The sequence below is a fragment of the Erythrobacter dokdonensis DSW-74 genome (assembly GCF_001677335.1).
Taxonomy (GTDB): domain Bacteria; phylum Pseudomonadota; class Alphaproteobacteria; order Sphingomonadales; family Sphingomonadaceae; genus Erythrobacter; species Erythrobacter dokdonensis.
Map to the genome: position 1 here is coordinate 1 of NZ_LZYB01000003.1, position 25,407 is coordinate 25,407.

Annotated in this window: 20 protein-coding genes; 6 read left to right on the forward strand and 14 right to left on the reverse strand. The window is 67.4% G+C overall.

The genetic code is table 11. The features are described from left to right. From I603_RS06485 to I603_RS06515, 7 genes are all read right to left on the reverse strand, one after another. On the reverse strand, positions 1–186 hold a 186-nt coding region (locus I603_RS06485), incomplete at its 3' end, for a hypothetical protein (RefSeq protein WP_157090861.1). After that, complete coding sequence (locus tag I603_RS06490) at positions 179–1,513, reverse strand: FliI/YscN family ATPase (RefSeq protein ID WP_068863361.1); 1,335 nt, start codon at positions 1,511–1,513, stop codon at positions 179–181. The genes I603_RS06485 and I603_RS06490, both read right to left, overlap by 8 nt. Next, a complete protein-coding gene (locus I603_RS06495) occupies positions 1,510–2,154 on the reverse strand; it encodes a FliH/SctL family protein (RefSeq protein WP_068863363.1) in 645 nt (214 codons plus the stop codon). Before I603_RS06495 ends, I603_RS06490 begins: the two co-directional genes overlap by 4 nt. Next, positions 2,138–3,181, reverse strand: coding sequence for a flagellar motor switch protein FliG (gene fliG / locus I603_RS06500; protein WP_232305265.1), 1,044 nt, complete (start codon positions 3,179–3,181; stop codon positions 2,138–2,140). The genes I603_RS06495 and fliG overlap by 17 nt, the downstream gene beginning before the upstream one ends. Beyond that, the gene (gene fliF, locus I603_RS06505; RefSeq protein WP_084439925.1) at positions 3,178–4,866 is read right to left on the reverse strand and encodes a flagellar basal-body MS-ring/collar protein FliF; all 1,689 of its coding nucleotides are present in this window, start codon (positions 4,864–4,866) and stop codon (positions 3,178–3,180) included. The genes fliG and fliF overlap by 4 nt, the downstream gene beginning before the upstream one ends. 4 nt (positions 4,867–4,870) lie before the next feature. Then, the gene (gene fliE, locus I603_RS06510; protein ID WP_068863365.1) at positions 4,871–5,230 is read right to left on the reverse strand and encodes a flagellar hook-basal body complex protein FliE; all 360 of its coding nucleotides are present in this window, start codon (positions 5,228–5,230) and stop codon (positions 4,871–4,873) included. After that, a complete protein-coding gene (locus I603_RS06515) occupies positions 5,227–6,486 on the reverse strand; it encodes a sigma-54 interaction domain-containing protein (RefSeq protein WP_068863367.1) in 1,260 nt (419 codons plus the stop codon). Before I603_RS06515 ends, fliE begins: the two co-directional genes overlap by 4 nt. Positions 6,487–6,753: 267 nt before the next feature. Here I603_RS06515 and I603_RS06520 point away from each other — a divergent pair, with 267 nt between their 5' ends. Beyond that, the gene (locus I603_RS06520; protein WP_068863368.1) at positions 6,754–7,575 is read left to right on the forward strand and encodes a flagellin N-terminal helical domain-containing protein; all 822 of its coding nucleotides are present in this window, start codon (positions 6,754–6,756) and stop codon (positions 7,573–7,575) included. A 92-nt stretch (positions 7,576–7,667) separates the two neighbouring features. Here I603_RS06520 and putA read toward each other — a convergent pair whose 3' ends face one another. Next, a complete protein-coding gene (gene putA / locus I603_RS06525; protein ID WP_068863370.1) occupies positions 7,668–10,826 on the reverse strand; it encodes a bifunctional proline dehydrogenase/L-glutamate gamma-semialdehyde dehydrogenase PutA in 3,159 nt (1,052 codons plus the stop codon). Positions 10,827–10,977: 151 nt separating this feature from the next. Between putA and I603_RS06530 the strand changes: the two genes are divergently transcribed. Further along, positions 10,978–11,265, forward strand: coding sequence for a YciI family protein (locus I603_RS06530; RefSeq protein ID WP_068863372.1), 288 nt, complete (start codon positions 10,978–10,980; stop codon positions 11,263–11,265). A gap of 25 nt (positions 11,266–11,290) precedes the next feature. Here I603_RS06530 and I603_RS06535 read toward each other — a convergent pair whose 3' ends face one another. From I603_RS06535 to I603_RS06545, 3 genes are all read right to left on the reverse strand, one after another. Continuing rightward, positions 11,291–12,163: an SH3 domain-containing protein gene (locus tag I603_RS06535; protein ID WP_068863373.1), complete on the reverse strand. Its 873-nt coding sequence runs from the start codon at positions 12,161–12,163 to the stop codon at positions 11,291–11,293. A 122-nt stretch (positions 12,164–12,285) separates the two neighbouring features. Continuing rightward, the gene (mtnP, locus tag I603_RS06540; RefSeq protein WP_068863375.1) at positions 12,286–13,152 is read right to left on the reverse strand and encodes an S-methyl-5'-thioadenosine phosphorylase; all 867 of its coding nucleotides are present in this window, start codon (positions 13,150–13,152) and stop codon (positions 12,286–12,288) included. A gap of 40 nt (positions 13,153–13,192) precedes the next feature. Next, positions 13,193–13,897, reverse strand: coding sequence for a glutathione S-transferase family protein (locus tag I603_RS06545; protein ID WP_232305266.1), 705 nt, complete (start codon positions 13,895–13,897; stop codon positions 13,193–13,195). Between the two features lie 191 nt (positions 13,898–14,088). On the opposite strand from I603_RS06545, the gene I603_RS06550 reads away from it, so the two are divergent. Genes I603_RS06550 through I603_RS06560 form a run of 3 tightly spaced genes read left to right on the forward strand, consistent with a single transcriptional unit; the run spans position 14,089 to position 18,155 of the window. Beyond that, the gene (locus I603_RS06550) at positions 14,089–15,516 is read left to right on the forward strand and encodes an aldehyde dehydrogenase family protein (protein ID WP_068863379.1); all 1,428 of its coding nucleotides are present in this window, start codon (positions 14,089–14,091) and stop codon (positions 15,514–15,516) included. 3 nt (positions 15,517–15,519) lie between these two features. After that, the gene (locus I603_RS06555) at positions 15,520–16,869 is read left to right on the forward strand and encodes a phosphotransferase (protein WP_068863381.1); all 1,350 of its coding nucleotides are present in this window, start codon (positions 15,520–15,522) and stop codon (positions 16,867–16,869) included. Then, positions 16,869–18,155 (forward strand): acyl-CoA dehydrogenase family protein, encoded by a 1,287-nt coding sequence (locus I603_RS06560; protein WP_068863382.1) that lies wholly within the window; start codon positions 16,869–16,871, stop codon positions 18,153–18,155. The genes I603_RS06555 and I603_RS06560 overlap by 1 nt, the downstream gene beginning before the upstream one ends. On the opposite strand, the gene I603_RS06565 is transcribed toward I603_RS06560, so the two are convergent. Continuing rightward, positions 18,152–19,117, reverse strand: coding sequence for a bile acid:sodium symporter family protein (locus I603_RS06565; RefSeq protein WP_068863384.1), 966 nt, complete (start codon positions 19,115–19,117; stop codon positions 18,152–18,154). The genes I603_RS06560 and I603_RS06565 overlap by 4 nt on opposite strands. A 105-nt stretch (positions 19,118–19,222) precedes the next feature. Here I603_RS06565 and I603_RS06570 point away from each other — a divergent pair, with 105 nt between their 5' ends. Then, a complete protein-coding gene (locus I603_RS06570) occupies positions 19,223–22,549 on the forward strand; it encodes an amidohydrolase family protein (protein WP_068863386.1) in 3,327 nt (1,108 codons plus the stop codon). Positions 22,550–22,552: 3 nt separating this feature from the next. On the opposite strand, the gene I603_RS06575 is transcribed toward I603_RS06570, so the two are convergent. Next, a complete protein-coding gene (locus tag I603_RS06575; RefSeq protein WP_068863388.1) occupies positions 22,553–23,284 on the reverse strand; it encodes a sigma-70 family RNA polymerase sigma factor in 732 nt (243 codons plus the stop codon). Then, a complete protein-coding gene (locus I603_RS06580) occupies positions 23,281–25,374 on the reverse strand; it encodes a flagellar biosynthesis protein FlhA (RefSeq protein ID WP_407643897.1) in 2,094 nt (697 codons plus the stop codon). The genes I603_RS06575 and I603_RS06580 overlap by 4 nt, the downstream gene beginning before the upstream one ends. Positions 25,375–25,407 lie beyond the last annotated feature (33 nt).

The window sequence follows — 25,407 nt, forward strand, 5'->3', positions numbered from 1 at the left end:
CTCGGCGGCCATGGCCCCCGTCTGCGGCGCGCTGGCGGCGGCGAGCTGGCGGCTGCGGGCGGCGAGGGCCCGGCTGCGATCCTCCGCTGCCAACGCCTCTGCCAGCGCGCCCAATGCCTGCCGCCGGGCGACCCCGGCGATCAGCGCCTGTCGCCGGATCAGCGCAAGACGGCGGGCTTCACGCATCGACCTTGGCCATCAGCGCCGCAAGTGCGGCATGGCTCGTAGCGAGCGGCTCTGCCTCCCCGCGTGTCTGGGTGAGGAACTGATCGATCGCCTCCGAACGGGCCAGCGCGGTATCAAGCAGCGGGTCGCTGCCCGTGCGATAGGCGCCCATCAGCACCAGGTCGCGATTGGCCTCGCGCGCGGCGATAAGGGCGCGCAAGCTCCGCGCGGCACGGGCGATGTCGGGCGGCACCAGATCGTCCATCACCCGGCTGAGCGAGGCAGGCACGTCGATTGCGGGATAATGTCCGCGCTGCGCCAGTTCGCGCGACAGCACGATGTGTCCGTCGAGAATCGCGCGCGCGGTATCGACCACCGGATCATTGGCATCGTCGCCATCGGCCAGCACGGTATAGATCCCGGTCACCGCTCCGCCGCTGCGGGCCGAATTGCCGGCGCGCTCCACCAGGCGCGTGATCGCGGCAAGCGCGCTCGGCGGATAGCCCCGCGCCGCGCCCGGCTCGCCCAGCACCAGTGCCAGCTCGCGCGCAGCATGGGCGACGCGGGTCAGGCTGTCGAGGATCAGCAGCACGCGTTTGCCCTGCGCGCGGAAAAATTCGGCGACAGAGCAAGCATATTGCGCCGCGCGCAGCCGCAGGTTCGGGGCGTGATCGGCGGGCACGGCGACCACCACGATCCCGCCGCGCCGCGCGCCTGCCATATGCCGGCCCACAAAGTCCGAAACCTCGCGCGCCCGCTCTCCGATCAGCGCTACCACGGTGACATCGGCGACCGCGTGTCCGGCGATGGTATCGACCAGCACCGACTTGCCGACCCCCGATCCGGCCATGATCCCCAGTCGCTGGCCGACACCCATTGTCGCCAGCGCATTGATCGCGCGCACTCCGCAATCGAAGGGCCGGCTGACGCTGGCGCGTTCGAGCGCACCTTCGCGTTGTCCGGCCAGTGGCCAAGCGTGGGGCAGGTCAAGCCGCGGGCCGCCGTCGATCGGATGGCCGAGCGCATCCACCGCCCGGCCGAGCAACGCCTCGCCGACGCGCACCTCGCCCGGCGCGCCCAGCGACCGCACAGCCGCACGCGGCCGCAGCAGCATGGTATCGCCCAGCATCATCATCAGCGAGTGGCCGGCGCGAAAGCCGATCACCTCGGCAAGGCATTCGCTGCCGTTGCCGTTCTCGATAACTCCGAGCGATCCGACCGGCAGCGGCAGGCCGGCGACCTCGATCAGCCCGCCGTCGCACGCGACCACGCGGCCCATGCGCACCGGCCCTTTATCCCGCGGCGCGGCGCGCATCCGGGCGAGGTCGAGTTGCAATTCGGCGATCATCCGCGCACCGCCGCGGCGATCGTGCGGCGCCAGTCCTGCGGCCCGTCGCGCACGGCGCCATCCGGCCCTTCGAGTAGCAGGCCGCCGCGTTCGAGCGCGGAATCCGCGATTACGCTCCAGTCCGCCAGCGCCTCCGGGCCGAGCGCTGCAATATCTTCGGGGTGGAGATGCAACCGCAAGGCGGTGGGCGCGCCTCCGATCCGCGCTGCTGCCGCATGGCAGCGGGCGAGCAGGGCATCACGATCGGTCGCATGATCCTCAAGCACCCCGCCGCACAGTGCGATCACCGTGTCAGCGAGATCCTGCGCCAGCACGTCCCGTGCCGCCTCGTCGAGCGCACGGAACGCGAGCCGCAGCGCGCGCTGCCGGGCGGCGTCGCGCTCGGCCTCGGCCAGTGCCGCCATGCGGCCGGCCGCCTCGCCTTCGGCATAGGCCAGCGCCAGGGCGTCTTCGGCGGCGCTATCCCGCACGGCTTCCGGCTCGGCTTCGGCCGGGGCGACCGCCGCCGCAGGTTCCGGCGCAAGCGCGGAAAAGGGCATCGCATCGCGAAAGTCCGCCGGCTCGGCCAGCGCGGCCAGCCAGCCGGGCGGCGCGGGCGCTGCCTCTGGCAACGCGGCGAGCCAATCAGACGAATTCGCCATTGCCGCTTCCGATCACGATTTCGCCCGTTTCGGCGAGGCCACGCGCAATTTCGACGATCGCGCGCTGGGCTGCCTGGACCTCGTTCCTGGCAACCCGTCCGCGCAGCTCGATCTCGTCGCGTACCCCGTCCGCCGCGCGGCTCGACATGGCGGCAAAGAAGGGCGCGCGCTCGGGCTCCTTGAGGCCCTTGAGCGCATCGACCAGCTTTTCCGAGTCCACGTCGCGCAGCAGGCGGCCCATGGACATGGGATCGAGCGCGAACAGCATCTCGAAGGTGAACAGCTCTTCCTCGATCCTCTCGGCCAACGGCTGGTCGTGCTCGGCAATCGCGGGCAGCACGGTCTGGCGCAGGTCGCCTGCAGCCAGATTGATGAGGTTCGCCGCTTCGCGCGGGCCGCCGAGCGCCAGCGCCGCTGCACCGAAGGTGGCGGTGATGCGCTGTGTCAGCAGCGTGTCAATCGTGGCGATCGCCTGCGGGGAAATCGGGCCGCTTTTCGCAACCCGTTCGACCACCATCGTCTGCAAACTTGCAGGCAGCCCGGCGAGAACCTCGGCGGCAGGTTCGGGCTCGATCAGCAGCAGCAGCGCGGCGATTACTTGGGGGTGCTCGTCCGCGATCAGCCGCACCAGCACGTCGGGCACCAGCCAGCGCGCCAGTTCGACACTGCGGGGCCGCGCATCGGGCGCGATCCGTTGCATCATGCTGTCCGCCCGCGCCGGACCAAGCGCCTCGTCCAGCAGCGTCCGCACCCGCTCGCCGCGGTTGCCTCGGGGAAGAAGTTCGCGTCCGGCCTCGCTGACGAAATCGGCCAGGGCCTCGGCCATGCGCGGCTGGTCGATTTCGCCCAGAGCGAGCATGGCAGCGCCGATGCGTTCGAGCTCGCCGGGCGAAAGGCGGCCGAGAATGGCCGCGGCTTCCTCGTCGCCGAGGAGCATCAGGAACACTGCGGCACGATCGATCCGCGATAGCAGACGTTCGGGCATGCCTGCGGCTTCGGTGCCGTCGGGGGCAAAATCAAGGTTCATGTCGCCTGAGCCTCCGGGCCTTCGTCATCTGCGGCGGCGAGCATCCGTTGCAGCGCCTCGACGGCGCGTTCGGGCTGGCTTGCAGCAAGCAGGCGGGCGCGTTCGACCTGCTGCGCAAGCTCGCCCGGCGGAGCGCTGGCAGACATTGCCGCGAGCGGCATGCCATCGGGCATGGCGTCGGCGGCCGATACGGTGTCCTCGCCCCTGTCTGCGGTCAGCAATGTGCCGTCCGGGCCAGGGGTTGCGACGGCATCCGCCTTGCCCCGCCCGCGCAGTTTGCCGATCAGCGGACGCACCGCGAGCAGCAGCACCAGCAGCACAGCCAGCAGCGCGGTGCCATAGCGCACCAGCATCGCGAACCACGGCGCCTCGTAGAAGGCCGGGGGCTCCAGGCTGACCGTTTCGAACTTGCTCGCCACGACTTCCACCCGGTCGCCGCGCGCTGCATTCGCGCCGACGGCGGCGCCCACCAGCGCTTCAAGCTGCGCTGCCGTCATCGGCGCGGCGGCTTTGAGCGCCTCGTCGCTTACCGCAACCGCGACCGACAGTTTCACGAGCCCGCCCGGGCGGGTGCTGGTGACCGCGACCTCGCGGCCGAGTTCGTAATTGCGCTGCACCGCGCTTTCGGTGTCGGTGGCGGCATCGGCGCGGGGTTGGGGCGGCTGTGGCGGGCCGTCGACCAGCTCGGCATCGGGCGGCGGGGTATTGGCGGGCACACCCGGCACGCCGCCGACCGGCGCCGCACCGGTGCGGGTCGCGTTGCGCTCGCTCTCGTTGCGGACAACGCCTTCCTTTTCATAGGTCTCGCGCGCCGAGGTGACTTCGTTCTGGTCGAGCTCTGCCTGCACCTGCGCGGAGAAATTGCCTTCGCCCAGCAAGGGCATGAGCAGCGCGTCGATCTGTTCGCGCAGCTTGGCCTCGTGTTCGCGCTGGAGCAGCAGGGCATCGAGCCGGTTCTCGCGCGGGGAGGACAGCAACCGCCCGTTCTGGTCGACCACCCGCACCGCATCCGCGTTCATCCCCGGCACCGAGGCCGCGACGAGATTGACGATCGCCTCGACCTGCGACTGGGACAGGCTGCGCCCGTTTACGAGACGCAGCATAACCGAGGCGGAAGGCGGGTTGTTTTCGCGCACGAAGACCGAGCGTTCGGGCGTGGCAAGATGGACGCGCACGCTCTCGATCCCGTCGATCTCGCGGATCGTCAGCATCAATTCCCGTTCACGCGCCAGCCTCAGGCGTTCGCCCTCCAGCGTGCGCGAAGTGCCCAGCGGCATGGCATCGAGCATCGCGCTCGCATCCTCGGGTGCGGCGATCCCGGCATCGCTGGCGACCAGCATCCGCGCCCGGTAGACATCGTCCTGCGCCACCGAGAGCGCGCCGGTCTGGTTGTCGATGGCGTAGGCAATGCCGCCCGCATCGAGCGCTTCGACCACCTTGGCGCGCTCGGCATCGGAGAGACTCGTGTACAGCACCCGGTCGGGGCCGGAGGAAATCGCCACCCACAGGGCGCCTGCCGCCGCCAGCGCCCCGACCCCGGCAAGCGCGGGCAGGGCGCGCGATAGCGCGGGCTGGGCGATGAAGCCCGCCACCGGATCGGGCAGCAGGGTGCGCCAGGCGGCTTGCGGCGGGGCAGACGGAAGGCCCGCCGGATCTGCGGCGGCGGGAAGTGCGCTATCGGCCATCTACTCAGCCCCCCATCCGCATGATGTCCTGGTAGGCGGTGAGCAGCTTGTTGCGCACCTGCAGGGTCGCCTCGAAGGCGACGCCTGCTTCCTGCCGGGCGAGCATGACTTCGGCGATGTCGGTGACCTGGCCGCGTTCGTAGGCAACCTGCATGTCGCTCGATCGCTGCTGCACCGCGTTGACCTGTTTGAGTGCATTGCCGAGCGTGTCGGCAAAGCCTGCCGCGGGTGTCGCTGCGGGGGCCTGCGGCTGCGCGCCTTGGCTGGCGGCGCGCACGTCCTGCAGCGCGGCGCTTCGGGCGAGCACATTCTGGCGCAGCGCCATGATGTCGGCGGGGCCGAAGCCGGAGCGGATCGGGTTCATGCCCGGCCTCCTGCAACCATGCCGCTCGCCCGCATCGAGGCAAGGCGGTAGCGCAGGGTGCGCTCCGAGATGCCCAAGGCGCGCGCTGTGGCGCTGCGGTTGCCGTCATGGCTGGCGAGCGCGGCGAGGATTGCCTGTGCTTGCGAGGCGAAGGCGACATCCGACAGCGAGCGCTGCTCTGCGGCGGGTGCGGGCCTGGCGTCATCGGTTACGGGCCGGACCGCACTGTCAAAGATGATGTGGTCGGCCGCGATCGTGCCGCTGTCCCCGCTGAGCAGAATCGCGCGGCGGATGACGTTCTCCAGCTCGCGGACATTGCCCGGCCATGGGTGGCCTTCGAGCAGCGCCAGCGCGTCCCGCCCGATCCAGCCCGGCTGGCCGGGCGCGCAAGCGTGGCGCAGCAGCATCCCGAAGGCGAGCGGGGCGATGTCGCCGGGCCGGTCGCGCAAGGCGGGGATGCACAGCGGGAAGACGTTGAGGCGGTAGAGCAGGTCCTCGCGGAAGCGCCCGGCCTCGACTTCGCTGGCAAGGTGGCGGTTGGTGGCCGCGACGATCCGCACGTCGACGCTTACCGGGCGGGTCGCGCCAAGCGGCAGCACTTCGCCTTCCTGCAAGGCGCGCAGCAGCTTGGCCTGCAAGGCCAGCGGGAGTTCGCCGATCTCGTCAAGCAGCAGCGTGCCCTTGTCGGCGGCGCGGAACAGGCCCTCGCCCGCCTCGGCAGCGCCGGTGAAGGCGCCTTTCCGGTGGCCGAACAGCAGCGCCTCGAGCATGGCTTCGGGCATGGCGGCGCAATTGACAGCGACGAAGGGGCCATCCTTGCGCGGCGAGAGCTGGTGGACGAAGCGCGCCAGCACTTCCTTGCCGGTGCCGGTCGGCCCTTCGAGCAATACGGGGATGTCGCTCGCCGAAATGCGCTCGGCCAGTGTCAGCAGCGCCATCGACTGGGCATCGCCCGCAATCGGCCAGCCACCATGCGAGGCAGCGGCGAGCAGCGCGGGCCGTGCCGTTTCGGGCGCGGCAGGATCATAGGCGAGCGCGATGCGGCCGGGCGCTGAAAGGGTCAGCGCAGGTTCGGGCGCGCGGGACAGTGCGATCGCGACCGCCCCTGCCGCGGGCCTGGCGGCTACGGCGTCTCCCAGCGTTATCCGCTCGCTTTGCCAGCGGCGACCCATCAGGGGCACGGTGATGTCGAGCAGCGCCTCGTGTCCGGCCAGACGGACGGGCGGAAGTGTTGCAGTGCCTGCGGAAATGGTCATGGTCGCCCCTGTCAGTATGCAGTGGCAAACTCTTGCCGCGTGGACGTCCAACATGTTGCAAATTTAAGCCCCCGTAGCTTCCCTTAGTCGCGTCCTTGTGCGCCGGGGGGAAGGCCTCGATTGCCATATGGGCGTGCGGCTGACGCTTGCCGGTGACCTGGATGCCTGACGGCAAAAAAGCGGCTTAAACATCCCGGCAGGCGGCCGCTCTAATGGCCAGCAGCGACGGGCCTGTTCGTCCTGCCTGACCATTCGGGAGTTTGAACAATGAACGTAGTGAACACCAATATCTCGGCCCTGCGCGCCACCAATGCCAGCACGCAGGCCGGCCGTATGCTCGGCACCGCAATGGAGCGCCTGTCGACCGGCCGCCGCATCAACAGCGCTGCCGATGACGCCGCGGGCCTCGCGATCGCCGCCTCCATGACCTCGCAGATCCGCGGCATGGCGCAGGGCGTGCGCAACGCCAATGACGGCATCAGCCTTGCCCAGACCGCCGAAGGCGCGCTCGACGAGGTCACCAACATGCTCCAGCGGATGCGCGAACTGACCGTGCAGCGTTCGAACGAGACCTATTCGGCCACCGACATCGCCAACATCGATGCCGAGCGCGACGCGCTGGCCGGACAGATCAACCAGGTGATCGAGAACACCACCTTCAATGGCATCAACCTGTTCTCGACCGCGACCAACGAGATCAGCATCCAGGCCGGTGCCGAAGCGGTCGATGCGCTGTCGGTCACCCTGCCCGATCTCGAACAGGCCGCCGCGATGACCGCGGTCGTCACCTTCGGCGCATCGCCGGCGGCGGTCGCGGGCGCGACGCTTGACCAGTATGATGCCGCGATCGGTGCCGTGACAACCGCCCGCGCCGATCTGGGTGCGTTCCAGAACCGTCTGCAGTCGGCGGTGAACAACCTCACCAATGTCTCGACCAACCTCACCGATGCGCGTTCGCGGATCATGGACACCGACTATTCGCAGGAGACGACCGCGCTCGCCAAGGCGCAGATTCTCGGCCAGGCCTCGACCGCGATGCTGGCCCAGGCCAACCAGTCGCAGCAGAACGTCCTGTCGCTGCTGCGGTAATTCCCCGCGTCGCGCTTCGCCCTTCCCCTGCGGAGGCGACCACCAAGACCCGGAGCCCTGCGGCTCCGGGTCTTTCGCGTGTCCTGCAACCGCTATCCTGCCGCCAGCAGGCTGGCATTGCCGCCCGCCGCCGTGGTGTCGATCGTCATCACCCGTTCGGTGGCAAAGCGCGCAAGGTAATGCGGCCCGCCCGCCTTGGGCCCGGTCCCCGACATCCCCTCGCCGCCGAAAGGCTGGCTTTCCACTACCGCGCCGATCTGGTTGCGGTTGACGTAGAAATTGCCCACCCGCGCGCGGGCCTGCACGAAGCGCCGGGTAGCGGCGATGCGGCTGTGAAGGCCGAGGGTGAGGCCATATCCGCTCTCGTTGATGTCCTCGACCACCTGGCCAAGTTCGCTCGCCCGGAAGCGTGCGACGTGGAGCACAGGCCCGAAGTGCTCGCGAGAAAGATCGCGGATCGATCCGATCTCGACGATGGTGGGGGCAACAAAGCAGCCCTTCTCCACCCCCGGCGGCAGCGACAGGCGGGTGACCTTGCGATCAGAAGCAAGACAGCGCGCGACGTGGCGTTCGAGCCGCGCCTGCGCATCCGGGTCTATCACCGGCCCGATATCGGTGGCGAGGCTGGCCGGATCGCCGATATTCAGGGCCTCGAACCCGCCGCGGATCATTTCCAGCATCGGATCCGCTATATCCTCTTGCAGATAGAGCACCCGCAGCGCCGAGCACCGTTGCCCCGCGCTCTGGAAGGCGCTCGCCAAAACGTCGCGTACCACCTGTTCGGGCAGGGCCGAGCTATCGACGATCATGGCGTTCTGCCCGCCGGTCTCGGCAATCAGCGTGGCGATCGGCCCGTCGCGCCCCGCCAGCGTGCGATTGATGGCCTGCGCGGTCTCGGTCGATCCGGTGAAAGCGACTCCGGCGAGCTTGGGGTGGGCGGTGATCATCTGTCCGACCTGCCCTGCGCCGGGCAGCAGCTGCAATGCTTCGGGGGGGATACCCGCCTCGTGGCACAGCTTCACCGCCAGCGCGGCGATCAGCGGGGTCTGTTCGGCGGGCTTGGCGATGACGCTGTTCCCGGCCGCAAGCGCGGCGGCGGCCATGCCGGTGAAGATCGCCAGCGGGAAGTTCCAGGGGGAAATCGTGGCGAACACCCCGCGTCCGTGGAGCGAAAGGCTGTTCTCCTCCCCCGTCGGCCCCGGCAGGATGGTCGGCGCACCGAATTGTTCGCGCGCGCCAGCTGCATAGTAGCGCAGGAAATCGACCGCCTCGCGCAGTTCGAGCACCGCGTCGAGCAGGGTCTTGCCCGCCTCGCGCTGGCACAGGGAGAGGAATTCGTCGGTGTGCGCCTCGAACAGGTCGGCAGCCTCTTCCAGCAGGAGGGCGCGCTTTTCGCCGCCGAGCGCGTCCCAGCCCGGCTGGATATTGGCGGCGCGGGCAAAGGCGGCCTCGACTTCTTCCGCCGTCGCGTCGCGGCGGGTGCCGACCACCGCCGAAAGATCATGCGGCATGGTTATGGGCGCGATTTCGCCGGGCGTGTCGCCCGGGAAGGTCGGCTCGGCACGCCAGTGCACGCTTTCGAGCGCCTTCAGCCGCGCCATCAGCGGCTCGCGCACGGCCTGATCGGACAGGTCGATCCCGGCGCTGTTGCGGCGCCCGCCCTGCCTGGCCCCGAAGATATCGGCCGGCAGCGGGATCGCCGGATTGCGGCGCGGCTGCATCGCCGCCAGCTCCGCAACCGGATCGCCGACCAGTTCCTCGGCCGGAATGTCGGCATCGCCCATGCGGTTGACGAAGCTGGTATTGGCCCCGTTCTCCAGCAGGCGGCGCACCAGATAGGCCAGCAATTCCTTGTGACCGCCGACCGGCGCGTAGATCCGCACCGGCGTGGGCTGGTTGCCCTCGATCGCGTGGAGCGCCTCGTAAACTTCCTCGCCCATGCCGTGCAGGCGCTGGAACTCGAACGTCTTTCCCGCGCTCATCTCCTTGATGGAGGCGATGGTGTAGGCGTTGTGCGTGGCGAAGGCCGGGCGGATCACGTCGGTATGTTCGAACAGGCGTGCGGCGCAGGCGAGATAGCTGACATCGGTCGCCACCTTGCGGGTGAAGACCGGGTAATCGGCATAGCCGCCAACCTGCGAAAGCTTGATCTCGCTGTCCCAATAGGCACCCTTCACCAGCCGCACGAACAGCTTGCGGCCATGGCGGCGCGCGAGCTTCGCGGCCCAGTCGCAAAGCGGCACCCCGCGCTTCTGGTAGGCTTGGATAGCAAGGCCGAAGCCCTCCCAGCGGCTGCCGTCGGGGCGGCGGAACAATTCGTCGTCGGCGACCAGTTCCTCGATGATGTCGAGGCTGAGATCGAGCCGCTCGGCCTCTTCGGCATCGATGGTGAAGTGGATGTCTGCATCGCGCGCCTTGATCGCCAGCGCCTTGACCACCGGCACCATTGCCGCCCGTGCCTGCCCGGCGTGGAAGAAGGTATATTTGGGGTGGAGTGCCGAGAGCTTGACCGAAATTCCCGGAGAGCCTGTGACCCCTGTCCCGGCCTCGCGCGCCAGCCGGTCGAGCGCGGCTTCATAGGCGCGGCGATACTTCTCGGCATCGGCAAAGGTCATTGCCGCCTCGCCGAGCATGTCGAAGGAATGGGTGATGCCCTTCGCACGTTCGGGGGCGGCGCGTTTCAGTGCCTCCTCGATCGTACGACCGAATACGAACTGCCCGCCGAGGATCCGCATCGCCTGGCTGGTTGCGGTGCGGATCACCGGTTCGCCCAGCCGGTTCATCGCTCGCTTGAAGGCCGATCCCAGCCCCTTCTGATGCGCTTCGGGCTGTTCCAGCACCTCGCCCGTGAGCATCAGCGAGAAGGTGGCGGCATTGACGAAGGTGGACGTGCTCTCGCCCAGGTGTTCGCCCCAGTCCACGGTCCCGATCTTGTCGCGGATCAGCGCGTCGGCTGTCGCTCCGTCGGGCACGCGCAGCAGTGCCTCGGCAAGGCACATCAGCGCGATGCCTTCTTCGGTGTCGAGCCCGTATTGCTGCAAGAACGCGTCGATCCCGCTCGCCTTCTCTTCGCGCGCACCCTCGATCAGCCGGATCGCCAGTGCGGCGGCCTTGTCATGCACCCGTACCGCAGGAGCCGCCTGTTCCAGCCGCTCGGCGATGCAGGCTTCCTCCTCGGCGCGGTAGGCGCGGACGAGATCGGTGCGGTCGATAAGCTGGGCGGTGCGGGGCGGCAGGTCGGGCGTGGTCACGGGGGAGGAGCTTTCCTTGTGCTGGATTCGCGTTGTCTCTCGCGATCTGGACCTCATGTGCCTCGCATTCAAGCAAAGTCGCATGGCGCATCAGCTTGAACCCCGGCGCTCTGCTGGTAAGGTTGCCCGGGCAACAAGGGGTTCACCAGCGATGCGGATGTTCTGCTTTCACTGCCGCGACGGCGAGGACGGCGGCCGCCTGCGCGCGGTCCATCGCCCGGCGCATCTCGAATTCGTCCACGCCAATGCCGAGCATTTCGTGATCGTCGGCCCGTTGAAGCGCGCCGACGGGCTCATCATCGGCTCGCTCCTGATCGTGAAGGCCGAGGACGAAGCCGCGGCGCGCGAGATCCTTTCGGAAGACCCCTACCTCACCTTCGGTGTGTGGCAATCGATCCGGGTCGACGAGTTCACCCCGCTGCTGGGCGACTGGGCCTAGCCGGACCGCTGCCCGCCATCAGCGGTCACCGGCATTTGGGATGGGCGCGAATGTCGACGATACTGTCGACCCGCCCATTGGCGACCGCCATCTGGACGCACTGGCGCGAGGCGTTGCGGAACCAGATGGTGTAGGCGATCTGGCCCGTCTTGAAGCCGTCGACCTGACGGAAGCCGCGCTGCCTCATCTCGTTCTGCGCACCGGGTGCCCTATTGCCGATCAGATCGCCGAACTGCGTGTTGCCCGATCCGCCCCAGCCATTCCCCGGATAGTTGTCGGTCACCCGCAGATAGCGGTCGCGCGCCCAGCCCTCAGTTCGGCCGTTCATCGTCCTGACCTCGCACCAGGTCTCGCTATTGTACCTGTCACAGCCGTAATTGCGGAGCATCGTGCCTTCCCGCACCTCCTCACGCACGCGTGCGTTCTTGTCCGGTTTGCGGAAGATGCGCAGCTTGCCCGACTGGGTGTTGTGGACCTCCACCTCCTGCCAGTCCTGCTGGTATTGATCCTTGTGCTTGTCCTTGTCCTTGCGCGACAGCAGGATCGCTCCCAGTGCGACCGCCCCGATCGCAGCAGCAGCCACGGCGGTATCATTGCCTGATTTGTGGCCGCAGTCCTCGGCCTTGGCATCGTTGATCGTGACGACCCTGCCCTGCATGACTTCGACGACCACGCAGTCCTTGCCCCTGGCGTCCCACCAGTAGCTGTTGCTGGCATTCTCGGTCTTGTTGCCGCTGATATATTCGAAGCCGCGCTGCTGCAGCTGGGTTTCGGCGCTTGCGCCCGAACTGCCGAGCAGATCGCGCAGCGAATCCGCCTTCTTCGCCGCCACCGGCGCGGCGGCCATGGCAATCGCAGCAACCGAAGCTGCGGCACATTTCACATTGGAAAAGCGCATCAATTTTCCCTCCCCCGTGCGAACCGCGGGCCGCGCGATTCGTTGCTCCCGGGGGCGAGATTACCACAGAACCGGGCGGACGGGAATTGGCGGCCGGGTCACATGGGAGGCGGGCGCTGCCCCTATCCGAACAGCCTTCCTGCCACCGCGTCGAGCTTCGCCATCACCGCCGGATCGTGTTCGTCGGGCGCGGTGATCACCGCATCGTCGAGCGCGGTGTCGATCGGCGATGGCTCGCGCTTCTTGGGCAGTGCGGCGACGAAGTTCTTCACCATCGCCCGGGCAAGCGCGCCATTGGCCTGCATCTGGGTGATTACCTGCGCAACATCGACTGCCTCGCCTTCGCGCCAGCAGTCATAATCGGTGACCATGCCGACGAGCGCATAGGGGAGCTCCGCCTCGCGCGCCAATTTGGCCTCGGGCATGGCGGTCATCCCGATCAGGTCCGCACCCCACTGGCGATACATCCGGCTTTCCGCGCGGGTCGAGAATTGCGGACCTTCCATTGCGAGATAGGTCGCCCCCACCGCGACCTTGCCTTTGGCCTTGGCGACCGCCTGGGCCGCCATGTCCGACAGGCGCGGGCAGACCGGATCGGCCATCGAAACATGCGTGACGAACCCGCTGGTGAAGAAGGTGCTTTCACGGTGCACGGTGCGGTCGATGAACTGTTCGACAATCGCAAAGCGCCCCGGTTCCAGTTCCTCGCGCAAGCTCCCGACCGCCGAGATCGCGAGGATATCGGTGCAGCCAGCCCGCTTGAGCGCGTCGATATTGGCGCGCGAATTGAGCTCGGTCGGCGAAATCGGGTGTCCGCGCCCGTGCCGCGGCAGGAAGCGCACCTTCACCCCTTCCAGTGTCCCGCACAGGACTTCATCCGAGGGGTCGCCCCAGGGTGTGTCGATAGCGATCCATTGCGCGTCCTCGATGCCGTCCATCGCGTAGAGGCCCGATCCGCCGATGATCCCGATGCACCATTCGCTCGCCATGCGCGCTGCCCGCTTTCGTGTTTATCGTTGAGGTGGGGGATTAGGTCAGGTCGAAGCGGGTCGGCAAGGCCTTGCGGATGACCTTTTCCGCCGCCGCATAGGGCCCGGCGATAAGTTCGAGCGACTGCATCGCGGCGAAATGGGCGGCCAGCGCAGGCCATCTGTCGAGCGGTGTCTCGGCCACCAGCGATACCTGCATCAGCACGCAGGCAACCGTAATGTCGGCAATCGACAGCGCGCCGCCGGCAAAGAATTCGCGCCCTGCCAGCCGCGCTTCAAGCACATCGAAGATCTGCGGCATCTGGTTCGCCCAGGCATTGCGCGCCTTTTCGAGATCCGGCTCCTCGCCCTTGGAGATGGCGAAGAAGATCGGCCGGAAGATGCCAAGGCCGCCTGCCATGGCGAGCGCGGTATCGGCATATTCCTCGATGAAGAGAGCCTCGCCCAGCGCCATCGGATCTTCGGGGTAAAGTGCAGGCGCCGGGTGCTTCTTCTCGATGAAGGCGCAGATTGCCGAGGAATCCGCGATGGTGCCGGCGACGCCTTCCTCGGCCACCGAACGGTCGCGCAGCACCGGAATGCGCTTCATCGGCGAGATATCGCGGAACCAGGCGGGCGGGTCGAACACGTTCACCGCCTCGATCTCGTAAGGCACTCCCTTGGCGATGCACACGCCTGCGACCTTGCGCACGAAGGGCGAGACCGGGCTGCCGTAGATGACCAGGTCGGGGCGGGAATCACTCATCATCGCTCTCCTCGAGGGGTGTCCTGCGGCCTCCATAGGCGCGCGTGCCAATAGCGCAATCGCCAGTCGCCACACGTCGCCGCGCGGCCTACACTAGCCGCCACAGCAGCGATTGCGTTTTCGGATGCAACGCGCCAATTTGCACGGGCGAGAGACGACTCCCCATTTTCGAGGACGAGAGAGGAAACATCATGGTCACCCAGTACAAGAACCTTATCGGCGGCGAGATGATCGCGACCGACCGCTGGCTCGATGTGGTCAACCCGGCGACCGAACAGGTTATCGGGCAGGTCCCGGCCTGCGGCAAGGACGAGCTCGACAAGGCCGTCGCCGCAGCGCGCGCCGCCTTCAAGACCTGGAAAAAGACCCCGATCGAGGAACGCCGCGCCGCGATCATGGCAATCTCGGGCGCGATCAAGGAAAACGCGGAAGAACTCTACCGCCTGCTCACCAGCGAACAGGGCAAGCCGCACGATCAGGCCAAGGGCGAAATCTACGGTGCTGCGGGCATGAGCGCGGCGCAATCGACGCTCAGCCTCGATGACGAGATCAACGAGGACAGCGACGCGCGCCTCTCGCGCACCCGCCGCGTGCCGGTGGGCGTGGTCGGCGGGATCGTGCCGTGGAACTTCCCGGTCATGATGGCGATCCAGAAGATCGTCCCCGCCATGCTTTCGGGCTGCACCATCGTGCTCAAGCCCTCGCCCTTCACCCCGCTCACCACCCTGCGTATCGCCGAGCTGATCGCGGACAAGGTGCCGGCGGGCGTGGTCAACATCATCACCGGCGAGGATGACCTCGGTCCGATGATCACCAGCCACCCCGATATCGACAAGATCACCTTCACCGGTTCGACCGCGACCGGCAAGAAGATCATGGAAGGCGCTTCGGCGGACCTCAAGCGCATCACGCTGGAACTCGGCGGCAACGACGCCTCGATCGTGCTGCCCGATGCCGATCCCAAGAAGGTCGCCGAACAGCTGTTCTGGTCGAGCTTCTCCAACGCGGGCCAGATCTGTGTTGCGGCCAAGCGCGTCTATATCCACGAGGATATCTATGATGAGCTGTCGGCGGCGATCGTCGAATACGCCAAGACCGTGAAGGTCGGTGACGGCAGCCAGCAGGGCACGGGCGTCGGCCCGATCCAGAACAAGAAGCAGTATGACCGCGTGCTCGAACTGATCGAGGATGCAAAGTCGAACGGCTACAAGTTCCTGCTGGGCGGCAATGCCGATCCGAGCGGAACCGGCTACTTCGTGCCGCTGACCATCCTCGACAACCCGCCCGAAGATGCGCGCATCGTCGCCGAGGAACAGTTCGGACCCGTCATGCCGCTGATGAAGTTCTCTTCGGAAGAGGAAGTCATCGCCCGCGCCAACAACTCGGAATACGGCCTCGCCGGCGCGGTCTGGACGGCGAACCCGGAAAAGGGTGTCGAAATCGCCGAGCAGCTTGAAACCGGCACGGTGTGGGTCAACGAATACCTGCACCTCTCGCCGTTTGCGCCGTTCGGCGGGCACAAGCAGTCGGGCTTCGGCGCCGAATACGGCAAGGAAGGCCTCAAGGAGTTCACCTATCCGCAGGTGATCACCGTGAAGAAGGACAACGTCCCCGCCTGATCCGTGGGGCTGTCTGCCGATGATCTGAGCGCCGGGCTGGCGCGGGTGATAGCCCGCGTCGGCCTCGGCGCTTTGTCGTCTCAGCCGCAGCGCCTGACGGGCGGGGCGGTGATGGAAAGCTGGCGCTTTGCCGCTGGCGACCAGCCCTACGTCCTGCGCCGCGCGCCGAGCCTTGCCTTCATGGAGGGGCGACCTTACGGGCACGCCACTGAGGCGGCGCTGATCGAGGCCGCGCGGGCCAAAGGGGTGACCGCGCCGGAAGTGGTGGCGGTGCTGGAGGAGGCGGACGGGCTTGGCTCGGGCTTCGTCATGCGCGCTCTGCCGGGGACGGCTGACCCCAAGGTGATCCTCGGCTGTGACGACCCTGACGGGCTGCTGCGCGAGGCGGCGCGGGATCTGGCGCGCATCCACCGCTTGCTGCAGGGCGATGTGCCCGACGGCGTGCCGGTGATGGATTACCGTGCGGCCATCGCCGACCTCAAACAGCAGTTCATGGACGCAGGCGGGGATCGCCCGATCATCGCGCTCGGCCTCAAGTGGCTGGAGGATAATTGCCCGCCTGAAGTCGAGCCGGTCCTCAACCACGGCGATTACCGCATGGGCAATCTGCTGGTGGAGGGCTCGCGGCTCACGGGAGTGCTCGACTGGGAAATCGCCCATTTCGGCGATCGCCACGAGGATCTGGCCTTCGGTTGCATGGCCGTTTGGCGCTTCGTCCGCTACGACCGGCCCGCGCTGGGACTGGGGAGCATCGCGGACTACATCGCCGCCTATGAGGCCGAGGCGGGTGTCATCATCGACCCCGCCCGGTTCCGCTTCTGGACGATCTACCGCACCGTGTGGTGGGCGCTCGGGTGCCTCAAGATGGCGGCGCAGTGGCGCTCGGGCGCGGACCGGATGCTCGAACGCGTGGTGATCTCGCGGCGGACGAGCGAGCAGGAACTCGATCTGCTGCTGCTACTGGAGGAGGACGCGCCGGAGGAGGAGCGGGCGCGCGAGATGTTCCCGGTGCATGAGATTCCTCAGAGGAGCCTCGGTGAAGCAAGCGACCGGGAATTGTTGATCGCGGTGAACGAGTTGCTTGAGGCGATCAAGAACGAGGTTTCAGGCCACAACCGGTTTCAACTGGCGGTGGCCCGCAATGCGCTCGGGATGACAATCCGTCATTTCGAGACTGGTGCATTCGCAAGCGATCGGGTGCTTGCCCAAGACATTCTGACCGGCAAGCGCTCCCTTGAAACACCGGAGATGCTCGCAGCACTGCGCCACCGCGCCTTCAGCAAATTGTCTGCCGACGTTCCCAAATACCCCACGCTTCGCGCTGCCCGCCAGAAATGGATTGGAGAACACTAATGGACTTCGCCATCCCCTCCGACCTGCAAGCCTACCTGAACGAACTCGACGCCTTCATCGCCGCCGAGATCAAGCCGCTGGAGCAGCAGGACGACAACATCCGCTTCTTCGACCATCGCCGCGAATATGCGCGCACGGACTTTGAGGCGGGCGGCTTGCCCCGGCACGAGTGGGAGGAATTGCTGAAAGAGGCCACCCGCCGCGCCGACAAGGCCGGGCATTGGCGCTTCTCCGCGCCCAAGCGCTATGGCGGGAAGGACGGCAGCAACCTCTGGATGGCGGTGATCCGCGAGCATTTCGCGCGCCAGGGGCTGGGTCTCCACAACGATCTCCAGAACGAGCACTCCATCGTCGGCAACTTCCCCTTCGTCGCCATGTTCGACCAGTGGGGCACCGAGGAGCAGAAGCAGGAATTCATCCTCGGCGGCTTCGAACGCACCCGGCGCGTCGCTTTCGGGCTGACCGAACCGCACCACGGCTCCGACGCCACCCACATGGAGACCCAAGCGGTGCGCGAGACCCGCGACGGGGTGGATGGCTGGCTGATCAACGGCGAGAAGATGTGGATCACCGGGATGCACGTCGCCACCCACTGCGCGATGTTCGCCCGCACTTCGGGCAAGGCGGGCGATGCGAGCGGGATCACCTGCTTCCTCGTCCCCAACCCCACGCCGGGCCTCGAAATCGAGGAGTGGATGTGGACCTTCAACATGCCCACCGACCACCCGCGCCTCAGCGTCACCAATGTCTGGGTGCCGGACTCCGCGATCCTCGGCGTCGAAGGCCGCGGCCTCGCGCTGGCGCAGAGCTTCGTCCACCAGAACCGCATCCGGCAGGCGGCGAGTTCCTGCGGCGCGGCGCTCTATTGCATCGATGAAAGCGTGAAATACGCCCGCGAGCGCAAGCCCTTCGGCGAGGAACTGGCGCGCAATCAGGGCATCCAGTTCCCGCTGGTGGAGCTCGCGACGCAGGCCGAGATGCTGCGGCTGCTGATCTTCAAGACCGCGTGGGAGATGGACAACATGCCCCACGAAGAGATCGAGCGGACAATCTCGGACAAGGTCTCGATGTGCAATTACTGGGCGAACCGGCTGGTGTGCGAGGCGGCCGATAGGGCGATGCAGGTCCACGGCGGCATCGGCTATTCGCGCCACAAGCCGTTCGAGCACATCTACCGCCACCACCGCCGGTATCGGATCACCGAAGGCAGCGAGGAGATCCAGATGAGGAAGGTGGGGGCCTATCTGTTCGGCTATCTCGGGCCGAAGCGGGGGATGTACCGCTAGGAGCCTCGCCGCCGCCAAATCCCCGCCAGCACGCTCCCGATCAACACGTGCCATACCGCTGAAATCGCGGCGGGCACTGGGGCGAGCGCGGCCTGCGCGACGCTGGCGAATTGCGCGGCGAAGGCGGGGGTCTTGGCGAGGCCCGAGCCGAGGCCGGAATTCTGCATCCCCACCTCGATGCTGATCGTCCGCGCCTCCACCTCGCCCAGCCCCAGCGCCCGCGCCAGCGCGTGACCCAGTGCAAAGCCGCAGGCGTGGAGCAGGAAGGTCGCCAGCAGCAAGACGCCGGCGTGCGCGGCAATTTGCGCCTTTGCTCCGCCGACGATCCCGCCCACGATCCAGATGACGAGGACGATAGCAACCAGCGGCAGGCCCGCGCTCACCCGCGCGGCAGCGCGCGGGAACAGACGATTGAGCAGCGTCCCCGCCGCCACCGGCAGAAGCACGATGCTTACCATGTTGACCAGCAGGTTCGCCCGGTCGATCTCGACATAAGCCCCGGCCAGCCAGCCTGTCAGCAGCGGGGTCAGCACCACGGCGGCCAGCGTCGAGGCCATGGTCATCGCCACCGACAGCGCGACATTGCCGCGCGCAAGAAAGGCGACGATGTTAGAGGCCGTTCCGCCCGGACAGCAGGCCACAAGGATCAGCCCCACCGCCAGCCCCGGCTCCAGTCCTATCGCCCGCGCAATCGCAAAGCCCGCCAGCGGCATTACCGCGAATTGCAAGCCCACCCCGGCGACGAGCGCACGCGGCAGGCGGGCGAGGCTGCGGTAATCGTCAAAGCTCAGCGTCAGCCCCATCGCCAGCATGATCGTGCCGAGCGCGAGGCTCAGGAGCGGCTGTCCGGCAACGCGGATGCTGCCATCGGTCATCCAGGTAAAGGCAGGCGGGAAGATCCACGCGCACGCCACCCCCAGCACCGTCAGCAGCGCAAAATTGTTGGTGATCGTCCGCAGCATCCCATGCCCCCTGAGCCGCCGTCCCTAATCGACCAACGACATTCCCGCCCCTAGCAATATCCTTGCGCGCCGCTAGTCTCCCGCGCCGACAGAGGGGAGAATATCATGCGCCGTTTCGCTGCCGTCCTGCTTGCCGGGGTCGCCTGCCTTGCCACCCTGAACGCCGCGCCGCTTTCCGCGCAAGGCAAGGGCAAAGGGGCCAAAGCCGAAGAAAGCTGGAGCGTCGAGGCGCCGCGCGGCGCGAAGATCAAGCAGGTGCCGATCAAGACCGATGAAGGCACATGGATGGACGTGGACGTGTCGCCCGACGGGCAGACCATCGCCTTCACCCTGCTCGGCGATATCTACACCATGCCCATCACCGGCGGGACACCGACGCGCATCTCGGAGGGCCTTGCATGGGACGTCCATCCGCGCTTCTCGCCCGATGGCGCGCGCATCGCCTTCACCTCGGACCGCGGCGGCGGGGACAATATCTGGGTGATGAACGCCGACGGCTCTGACAAGCGGCAGGTGACCAAGGAGGACTTCCGCCTCCTCAACCAGCCGGCCTGGTCGCCCGACGGACGCTTCATCGCCGCCAAGAAGCATTACACCACCGAGCGCTCGCTCGGCACTGGCGAGGTGTGGATCTACCACGTCTCGGGCGGCGGCGGGGTGCAGGTGGTGGAACGCGCCAACGAACGCCTGCAGAAGGAGTTGGGCGAGCCGGTGTTCGCGCCCGACGGCTCGGCAATCTACTACACCCGCAACACCACCGGCGGGAATGTGTTCGAATACGCGCAGGATTCGCAGACCGGCATCTTCGCCATAGAGCGCCACGATCTCGCCACTGGCGAAGTTACCACCGCTGTCAGCGGCTATGGCGGCGCGGTGCGCCCCGCACCCTCGCCCGATGGCAAGGAACTGGCCTTTGTCCGGCGCGACAAGGATACCAGCCAGCTGTGGGTGAAAGACCTTGCCAGCGGGCGCGAGCGGATGATCTACGGCGCACTCGATCTCGACGTGCAGGAAACCTGGGCGGTGACCGGGGTATATCCCAATATCGACTGGTTGCCGGATTCGAGCGGTATCGTGTTCTGGGCGGGGGGCAAGTTGAACCGCGTGAACCGCGACGGGACGGGCCATGCGGTGATCCCCTTCGCGATCAACGACACGCGCGGCATTGCCGATGCGCCGCATCCGGTGATCGAGGTTGCGCCCGACAGCTTCATGACCACCATGCCGCGCTTTGCCACCTTGTCGCCCGACGGCTCGCGGGTGGTGTTCGAAAGCCTCGGGCGGCTCTATGTGAAGTCGGCGCGGGGCAAGGACCTGCCCCGCCCATTGACCGGCGACAACGCCGATGTGGTGGAGGCCTTTCCCGCCTTCAGCCGTGACGGGCAAAGCCTCGCTTATATGCGCTGGAACGATACCACGCTGGGCGAGATCGTGATCGCCGATGCCGATGGACAAAACCGCCGGGTGCTGACCGGACCGGGCCATTACGGCAACCTCGCCTTCTCGCCCGACGGCACGATGATCGCCTTCGAAAGGCGCGAGGGCGGCTATCTGACCGCGCCCGAACATTCGGAAAATCCCGGCATCTATGTGATGCCCGTCGCCGGAGGTGAGCCGCGCCTTGTCAGCCGTAGCGGAGGCAATCCCCAATGGGGCTCCGGGAACGACCGCCTGTTCATGCTCGCGGGCGAGGGCGGACGATTGGCGCTGATCTCGACCGATCTGAATGGCGAGGCCAAGCGGGTGCATGCGCGCGGCGAGCTCGCCAATGATTTCCGCATCGCCCCCGACGAGCGCACGATCGCCTTCCGCCAGAATTACGAGGTTTTCGCTATGCCGCTGGTTCCCGGCGGCAAGCCGGTGGACGTGAGCGAGAAGGGCGGCCCCCTGCCGGTTACCAAGGTCAGCACGGGCGGTGCGGACTATCTCGGCTGGGCGAACGGAGGCGCAACGCTGTTCTGGTCGATCGGGCCGGAGTTGCAAAGCGCCGAGACGGCCCAATTCTTCCCCGATGCGCCCAAGGGGGCAAGCGACAAGGCCGCGCCCTTCACCCCGCCCACGACAGGCGTGCTGCTCGGCGTTCCGGTCGAGGCTGCGAAGCCCGCCGGCACCATCGTCATCACCGGCGCGCGCATCCTCACCATGAAGGCAGACCTTGCGCGTGACGATGCGGGCGCGATCGACAATGGCGTGATCGTGATCACGGGCGACCGCATCACGGCGATTGGCGCGGCGGGTAGTGTGACGGTCCCCGCAGGTGCGACCGTGATTGACGCGAGCGGCAAGACCATCATGCCCGGTCTCGTCGATGCCCATGCCCACGGGCCTTACGGCGTGGGCGATCTTATCCCGCAGCAGAACTGGACGCTGCTTCAGGATCTCGCGCTGGGCGTGACCACCATTCACAACCCCTCGAGCCAGGCAAGCACGGTGTTCGCCACTGCCGAACGCCAGCGCGCCGGGCTAACGCTCGCGCCGCGCATCTTCTCGACCGGGGAAATCATCTACGGCGCAAAGGCGCCCGGCGTTTATGCCCGGATCGACAGCTACGAGGACGCGCTCGCGCATGTGCGCCGGATCAAGGCGCAGGGCGGGATTTCGGTCAAGAACTACAACCAGCCCCGGCGCGAACAGCGCCAGATGGTCGCCCGCGCCGCCGCGCAGGAGAACATGCTGGTGGTGGCCGAGGGCGGATCGCTGTTCGGGATGGACATGAACCTCGTCGCCGACGGCAATTCGACCATCGAGCACAATGTCCCGGTCGATGTAATGTACGAGGACGTGTTGCAGTTCTTCGGCCAGTCGAACAGCAACTACACCCCGACGCTGGTCGTCACCTATGGCGGGCTGGCGGGCGATCCCTACTGGCGGCAGGCGATGGATGTGTTCGATCACCCGCTGATGATCCACACCCCGCCAAAGGCGCTGCTCGCCGCCAATGGCCGGCGGGTAAAGGCGCCCGAATGGGCCTTTGTCGACGACAATTCGGCGCGCGAGGCCGACAAGCTGGCGGAGCGCGGGGTGAAGGTCAGCATCGGCGCGCACGGCCAGCAGGCGGGCATCGGCGCACATTGGGAGCTGTGGAGCTTCGCGCGCGGCGGGATGAGCCCGGTCGAGGCATTGAAGGCGGGTACGATCGTCCCCGCGCAATCGCTCGGCATGGCGAAGGACATCGGCAGCCTTGAGGTTGGCAAGCTCGCCGATCTCGTGATCTTGTCCGCCGATCCGAGCGCGGACATCCGCAATTCCGACGATATCGAGCAGGTGATGCTCGGCGGGCGGCTCTATGACGCGAAAACGCTGGGCGAGGTCGGCAGCGGGACCCCCGCGCGCCTCCCCTATTGGTGGGAAGCGGGTCAGGGCGGCGCGGCAGGCGGATCTGAAGCGGCGACCCATGCAGGCAGCGGCCATGTCGACGGGGATGCGGGTTAGGGCCTAGCCCGCCTCCTCCTTTTCCATAAGCGCCTTGAGGTCCTTGAGCGCCTTGGCGCGCAGCTGGTGGACGCGCGGCACGCTCACCTCGAGCACGGCGGCGATTTCCGTGAGGTTCATTTCCTCCACAAAGAACAGTTGCAGCACCAGCTTCAGCCGGTCGGGCAGCGCGATCATCGCCTGCAGCAATCGCTCGCGGTCCTCGGCCGCGCACAGCGCCTCGAAGGGATCGGGATCTTCGCTGGCAAAGGCGGTGGAGTGTTCATCATATTCTTCCGAAATAGGGGTCAGCGTCACGCCTGCGCTCTCGATCGCCAGCAATCCGGCATCGTCGACCTTCAGCGTCCGCGCCAGCTCTGACCGGCTTGGCTCGCGCCCCAATTGCCCGCGCAAGGCCTCGAGCGCGCGGTCATAGGCGGCCCGCTTGCGCCGCGCTGTGCGGGTGTCATGCGCGGCGCGGCGTACCTCGTCGAGCATCGCCCCGCGCACCCGGATCTTGGCATAGGCTGCAAAGCCGTCCTCGGTCGGCCCGGTGTGGCGCTGGGCGCATTCGGTGAGCGCGACGATGCCTGCCTGCACCAGGTCCTCGATCTCGAGCCCGTCCCGTCCGCTGCCGTGAATATGCCAGGCCGCGCGGCGTACCAGCGGCAGGAAACGGCGCACCCGGTCCTCGACTTCGGCGCGGCTGGGGCAATAGGAGGTAGCGGCGGCAAAGCTGGTGTGGTCGTGCTTCATGGGGAAGGTTCCCTTGCTTCAGGTGCGGCCAGCGCGGGAGCCTCGGGCGGCGCGGCCTCGCCGATGACGCCCACCACCGCGATCGGCTGGGTCGGGGGCAGCTCGGCTATCGACAGGACGAGGCAGCGCGGCGCGCGTTGCTTCAGGAGCGCGGCCAGCGCGCGGCGTGCGGGCGGCTGGACGATCAGCGCGATGGCGCCCTGCTCTGCATCGGCCAGGCGGTTAACCTCGCGCGCGATCATGCTACCGCAATCGGGCTCGATCAGCGGCTGGCCGGTTGACGGGTCGATCATCCCGCCAAGGATTGCGCTTTCGAGGCCCGCATCGAGTGTCGCCACCTTCAGAGGCTCGCCCGGCGCAGCGATGCGGGCGATCAGGCGTGCGCCAAGATCCGCGCGCACCGCATCGATCACCGCGTCGAAATCCGAGGTCTTCTGGAGCGCCAGCGCCAGCGAGGTAAACAGCGGTTGCGGGTGGGCCAGCCCGATCCCGTCGGCCAGCAGGGCGCGCAAGGTGCGGGTCAGCGCCGCAAGGCTGAGCGGTTCGGGCGTTACCGCCTCGACCAGCGCCGGGGCGCGGGCCTTGAGGCTGTCCACCCATTCGCGCACCTCGTCGGGGCCGAGCAGCTGATGCGCCTCGGCCAGCAAGGCCTGATTGGCGTGGGTGGCGATGACTGTGGCAGGGTCTACCACCAGAAACCCCTCGGCCACGGCATGGTCGCGCGTCGAAGGCGCGATCCACAGCGCCGGGCAATCGAAGCTGGGATCGCGGGTCGCCTCGCCGGTCAGGCCGTGGCCGGCGCGCACCTCGCCCGCGTCGATGGCGAGCAGCTTTCCGGGCTTCACCGTGCCGCGCGCGATGCTGACCCCGCCCAGCAGCACGTTGTAGTCCTGCGCGGGCAGATCGAGCGAATCGCGGATCCGGAACTGCGGCAGCACGAAGCCGAGATCGCGCGACAATTGCTTGCGGATGCCGGTGATGCGGGCAATCAGCGGCGCGGTCTGTTCGCCGCCCTTGGCTTCCTCGTCCACCAGCGGCACGAGGCCGTAGCCCAGGGCGATCGTCACCAGCGTCTCGTCCGAGACATCCTCGAGCGTGATCGCATCCGGCGCGGGCCGGGCCTCGGGGACAGGGGCTGGCGGCGGCGCGGCGGCGCGGCGCTTGAGAAGCCACCAGATCGCGCCCGCGATGGCGGCACCGGGCAGGAAGATCATCTGCGGCATGGCGGGCACAAGCCCGATCGCGCCAAGGATCAGCGCCACCGGCAGCCAGCCGCGTGGCTCGGCGAACTGGCCGCCAATCTGTCCGGCAAGATCGCGCGTATCGGCCACGCGGGTGACGATGGCGGCGGCGGCAATCGACAGCAGCAGCGCCGGGACCTGCGCCACCAGCGCATCGCCTACAGCCAGCGTTACATAGACCGCGCCCGCTTCGCCTGCCGAAAGGCCGTGGCTGATCATTCCCAGCGCGAACCCGGCAATGATGTTGACCCCGAGGATCAGCAGCGCCGCAATCGCGTCGCCCTTCACGAATTTCGAGGCACCGTCCATCGAGCCGTAGAAATCGGCCTCCACCGTGACGTCGCGGCGGCGCTCGCGGGCTTCGTCGGCGGTGATAAGCCCTGCTGCGATATCGGCGTCGATCGCCATCTGCTTGCCCGGCAAAGCGTCGAGCACGAAGCGCGCGGAGACCTCCGAGACGCGGCCTGCGCCCTTGGTGATGACGATCATGTTGATGATCATCAGGATCGCGAAGACGAACAGGCCAACGGCGAAATTGCCGCCGACCAGAAAGGCGCCGAAGCTCTCGATCACCTCGCCTGCGGCTGCCCCGCCTTCATGGCCGCTCATCAGCACGATCCGGGTCGAGGCGACATTGAGTGCGAGGCGCAGCAGGGTCGCGAACAGAAGCACCGTGGGGAAGCTTGAGAAATCGAGCGGCCGGCGCGCGTTCAGCGCCACCATGAGCACCGCCACCGCGATCGCGATGTTGAGCACGAAGAACACGTCCAGCAGCAGTGGCGGGATCGGCAGCACCATAAGTGCGAGCAGCGCGAAGATTCCGGCCGGCAGGGCCAGCATGGCGGGCATGGCGCGCAGCCGCTCGATGGACGTCGCGATATT

Coding starts and splice junctions, on each gene's coding strand:
- I603_RS06545 (WP_232305266.1), bottom strand. CDS start 13,897: ATGAGTGATTCCCGCCCCGACCTGGTCATCTACGGCAGCCCGGTCTCG.
- I603_RS06550 (WP_068863379.1), top strand. CDS start 14,089: ATGGTCACCCAGTACAAGAACCTTATCGGCGGCGAGATGATCGCGACC.
- I603_RS06535 (WP_068863373.1), bottom strand. CDS start 12,163: ATGCGCTTTTCCAATGTGAAATGTGCCGCAGCTTCGGTTGCTGCGATT.
- I603_RS06530 (WP_068863372.1), top strand. CDS start 10,978: ATGCGGATGTTCTGCTTTCACTGCCGCGACGGCGAGGACGGCGGCCGC.
- I603_RS06565 (WP_068863384.1), bottom strand. CDS start 19,117: ATGCTGCGGACGATCACCAACAATTTTGCGCTGCTGACGGTGCTGGGG.
- fliE (WP_068863365.1), bottom strand. CDS start 5,230: ATGAACCCGATCCGCTCCGGCTTCGGCCCCGCCGACATCATGGCGCTG.
- I603_RS06560 (WP_068863382.1), top strand. CDS start 16,869: ATGGACTTCGCCATCCCCTCCGACCTGCAAGCCTACCTGAACGAACTC.
- I603_RS06575 (WP_068863388.1), bottom strand. CDS start 23,284: ATGAAGCACGACCACACCAGCTTTGCCGCCGCTACCTCCTATTGCCCC.
- I603_RS06570 (WP_068863386.1), top strand. CDS start 19,223: ATGCGCCGTTTCGCTGCCGTCCTGCTTGCCGGGGTCGCCTGCCTTGCC.
- I603_RS06515 (WP_068863367.1), bottom strand. CDS start 6,486: ATGACCATTTCCGCAGGCACTGCAACACTTCCGCCCGTCCGTCTGGCC.
- I603_RS06495 (WP_068863363.1), bottom strand. CDS start 2,154: ATGGCGAATTCGTCTGATTGGCTCGCCGCGTTGCCAGAGGCAGCGCCC.
- I603_RS06490 (WP_068863361.1), bottom strand. CDS start 1,513: ATGATCGCCGAATTGCAACTCGACCTCGCCCGGATGCGCGCCGCGCCG.
- I603_RS06580 (WP_407643897.1), bottom strand. CDS start 25,374: ATGCCCGCCATGCTGGCCCTGCCGGCCGGAATCTTCGCGCTGCTCGCA.
- mtnP (WP_068863375.1), bottom strand. CDS start 13,152: ATGGCGAGCGAATGGTGCATCGGGATCATCGGCGGATCGGGCCTCTAC.
- I603_RS06520 (WP_068863368.1), top strand. CDS start 6,754: ATGAACGTAGTGAACACCAATATCTCGGCCCTGCGCGCCACCAATGCC.
- fliG (WP_232305265.1), bottom strand. CDS start 3,181: ATGAACCTTGATTTTGCCCCCGACGGCACCGAAGCCGCAGGCATGCCC.
- fliF (WP_084439925.1), bottom strand. CDS start 4,866: ATGGCCGATAGCGCACTTCCCGCCGCCGCAGATCCGGCGGGCCTTCCG.